Genomic DNA, 3,486 nt, shown 5'->3' with positions numbered 1-3,486 from the left:
TTCAAAAAATTTTAAAAGTCATTAACCTTTGTCAGACTTAGCTTGTAGCGCTATATTCTTGTTTGTTATTAGCTCTTTTTTCTCGTTTAAAATACTTTTTTTTCATAAGGGGATCGGTAGAACCATAATTAGTTCTGATGGCAGATGTAATGATTACTTTTGAATTGTTATTGTGTGTTTGTAAGTAAAAAGTGTTTACTAAATTAAAAACGATGAATATTCTTGCTTGGGTTGTTTTAGGTCTAATTGCTGGCGCTATCGCTAAAGCTATCTACCCTGGTCATCAAGGCGGCGGAATTCTAGGAACAATCTTGTTGGGAATTATTGGTGCTTTTGTTGGTGGTAGTTTAGGCGTATTCTTCAGTACAGGAACATTGTCATTAGCCGCGCCTAGTCTTAGTATCCCCGGTATTGCGGTCGCTGTTCTTGGTGCAATTGTTGCTGTTTTCTTGTGGAATTTATTAACCCGTAGAAGTGCTGCATAAAAAAATAGTTCAGTTTCCGTTAATAGCCAACATCAGGGGAATAATTTTAACTATTTTTCTCCTTGAATTCAATCATAAGAATAGCGCCTACCTGTACTGAGGAGGCGCTATTATTGTTATTGGAGTGGAGTTTATTTCGTAGAAAGTTACAACCAATTACCGATCAACACATAGGCAGACCAAAAGCTTGGTGCTTTGTAGTTGGGATGTTTCAGAAGTTCTAGCTGGGCAAGGTGGAGAGCTTCAGCTTTGGTGATCTTGCCACTCTGGAGTTCTCGATAAAAGGCAGTGACAAATAGGGCTGTTGATTCATCATCAATTTGCCACAAGGATGCCAGGGTGCTGCGTGCACCGGCTCGTACAGATGCTCCTGCCAAACCCAGGGCTGCACGGTTGTCTCCTGCTGCTGTTTGACAGGCACTTAAAACTAATAGTTCCACTGTGCTTTTATCTTGACTACGAAAAAAACTATCAAAATCTTTGACTTTGATTGGGCCATCAGCAGCCAAAATAAAGGTGTTTTCAGCCAAGGAACTAAATTGGCCGTGAGTTGCCAAATGCACTATGTTAAATGAAACGGTATTAATTTCGCTTTCTAGTTTTTTGCTGGTGAACTGTCCATCCAGGAGACTAGTTGTCGATATTCCGGCTTCAGTAATGCCGTCGAATTCAGATTTGATGGCAGTTAAAGGAGCATAGTTAGGGTAATTGGCTGGAGGCTCAGTTAGCCCAGCAGTTAAGGCTTTTAGCTGCCGTTGTACTAGTGGTTTGGGATCGAGGAGTTGCAGACCGACGCTGAGGGCGATCGCATATTTCTCCACCAAATACTGTTTACCATCGTAAAGAGCCGCCATTGGTAAATTGCGTAATGCTCCATCCAGCACAAACACTAAGGTGTTCACCCCACTGGCTTGTAATTCTGATTCAATGGGTTGGAGCAACCAGTTGTAAACTTGTTGCGACTGATTTTCGACGGCTTTGATAGCAGTAGGATTAACAAGGCTTTTTCGCAGTGCTGTCAGAATTTTTTCTACTTCTGTTTGGCGAATTTTGGTACTGTAATGCCGCAGAGGTCGTTTAGGTATTTTGACAATAACCTGGAGTTCGTTAGGAAGAATAATCGGATAGAGGATGGCAGATGTAGGATTATCTTGATCTACTACTTGATCAAGCTTCACTTTTTGACCTTGTAGACAAGCTTCCTGAAAAAAGTTATCTAATTCTGCCAATTGCAGTGCTTCAATCCGCTGACGTGCTTTTTCTAATATTTTTATATCCGGTTCTTCTGTCTGAGATTGCAGGAGTAATTCTACTGACTCTCTGTAGACTGGTTCTACGCTGTCTCGGAAGTTTAATTGCACATCCTGATTGACTGCTACTAGGTCATTGCGGAGAGACTGGAGAGTTTTTACAGCAGTATCATAGGCTGCGATCGCACCATTAATATCTTTTTGTGCCCAGAGCAATCTACCTAACTGCCATTCCAATGTATAGATAATTTCTGGTGCATTGCTGCTCTGTGCCAAAAATAATCCCTTCAGGGTCAGGTCTTGCGCTTCTGACCACTGTTTGGTTTCTTCGTACAAGCTGCCCAAACTCTTTAAGGCATAAGCTTCTGCCCGCTTGTCAGCTAAACTGTGGGATTGCTCAATGGCTTTGGCAAGTATTAGGGCTGAGTCCGAATTTCTACTCGGAAATTTAGTTAGGCTTTGTGCGAAATTAATCCTAGCGTAGACAGCAGCACGACTAGGGGGAAGTTGTTCGAGTTGAGATTGAATTGATGGTAATAAAGTTTGGGCTTGTGCTAATTGTTTATCTTCAATCAAGAGGCTAAGGTAATTCAGTTTTGCCTGGATTTTGGTCAGGGGCGATGCAGACACTTTCTCTATTTGTTGATAATAGGCGATCGCCTGTCGTTTTTGCTCCTGTGTATGGGCATTACGGGTATTATTTCCTAAGCTGAACAGACTTGCCCCAATATCAGCGTTTGATTGTAGTCGTTGAGCAATCGCCAGACTTTGCTCAAGTGCTCTGCGTGACAGTTCCAGATCCCCTGCTACCTGGAGAGCATCACCTAGCGATCGCAATCCTACTGTTTTTTCTGGAGAGTCTGGTTGAGATTGTAATGTCTTATTTACCTTCTTGAGTATTTCTACGGCACGGCGGTAAAATCCTTGAGTTCGCCAAGCCTGTGCTTGATTGATTTGCGATCGCACTATACTGCTTTTATTTCCTGTTTTCTTGTAAATTTCTTCTGTTTGCTGCCAAGTTGCTAAAGCTGACTCTGCTTTTCCCATTGCCAGTTGCAGACGTCCTTGAATATCGAGTGATTGAGCAAATACTTGCAGATTTTGGTTTTTCTCCTGTCCCTTGAGCAAATTCAAGCTTTCTGTAATTGCCTGCTGTGCCTCATTCCAATCACCAAGTTGCTGGTAAGCTAGAGAAAGATTACTCAGAGTAGTTGCCAATCTCAGATTATCCCCCTGTTGCTTGTATTTCTGGGCAGCTTGTTGCAATACGTCCACTGCTTGAGCAAACTTGCCAGCGTCGAATAAAACTTTGCCCTGTTGTAGTCCAGAGGTGGAAGTAACACCGTTAATTACCAGTTGGGATGAGGAGTTGAGCGCATCTGGAACTATTGCTAGCACAGGTGAACAGAGGATGCATAGCAAAGCAATTAAAAAATATAAAGGCAAACGTAAAAAGTCAAAAATCTTGGCTTTTGCTTTTTGCCTGAAAATTTTTAGATAATTTGCACCAGAAAGCCTAGTTGTTTTAGTCATCATGGGACATGGCAAGAGGTAAGTGATAACCAGGAACGCACAGGATCGACTGTAGGTGCTTGGGCTACCAAAATAATCTCACCATTAGTATCCGATACGTTTTTGCTAACATTCATTAACAAATACACTCTTTGAGAGAGGGCGTATCAACCAATGCACGAAGGAAAATCCCTCGCGCACCATTCATGTCCCGGCTCATCACTTGCCCATCAGATGGA

General features: G+C 42.3%; 2 protein-coding genes. One reads left to right on the top strand and one right to left on the bottom strand.

The annotated features are described in order from the left end of the window. The first annotated feature begins 212 nt into the window (after positions 1-212). Entirely contained in the window at positions 213-485 is a 273-nt protein-coding gene (locus IQ246_RS29145) for a GlsB/YeaQ/YmgE family stress response membrane protein (RefSeq protein WP_194006765.1), read from the top strand. A gap of 146 nt (positions 486-631) precedes the next feature. Here the strand turns inward: IQ246_RS29145 and IQ246_RS29140 are convergent, their stop codons facing one another. Continuing rightward, complete coding sequence (locus IQ246_RS29140; RefSeq protein WP_194006766.1) at positions 632-3,268, bottom strand: CHAT domain-containing protein; 2,637 nt, start codon at positions 3,266-3,268, stop codon at positions 632-634. Positions 3,269-3,486 lie beyond the last annotated feature (218 nt).

Origin of the sequence: aff. Roholtiella sp. LEGE 12411, assembly GCF_015206995.1 — a bacterium.
Classification (GTDB): domain Bacteria; phylum Cyanobacteriota; class Cyanobacteriia; order Cyanobacteriales; family Nostocaceae; genus Komarekiella.
This window is presented reverse-complemented; position numbering and strand designations above follow the sequence as displayed.